Here is a 332-nt window from a genome sequence, read left to right as displayed (position 1 = left end):
TCGATTAGCCGCCAGGAGTGGGATGAAGGGTTCAACAACAGTTTTGGTGATTATGCCAATCAAGATGATTTTGATAGGTTTGACAAAGACCGGAGTGGGGATCTTTCTAACACGGAATGGAACGAGGGAGTTGCAGGGTCAAACTGGTTCGGAACCTTTGATGAGGACCAAAACAGCACTATAAGCAACCAGGAATGGGCCAGAAGAGACTTTGCTGCATGGGATATTAACAAAGATGGAAAACTTGACCAACAGGAATTCCAGTCTTACAACAGCTCGAAGAGAAACAACGGAAATATGAACAGCGGCAACCGTACCAATTCCCAAACCCA

General features: G+C 45.5%; 1 protein-coding gene. It reads left to right on the top strand.

Annotated features, from left to right (window positions below; all coding sequences use genetic code 11):
* A partial coding sequence (locus tag HC175_RS21890) for an EF-hand domain-containing protein (RefSeq protein WP_209310188.1) occupies window positions 1-332 on the top strand: 332 nt, incomplete at both ends.

Source organism: Salinimicrobium oceani (assembly GCF_012037645.1).
Note: the sequence above shows the minus strand (reverse complement) of the source record. Positions and strands in the feature narration are given on the sequence as shown.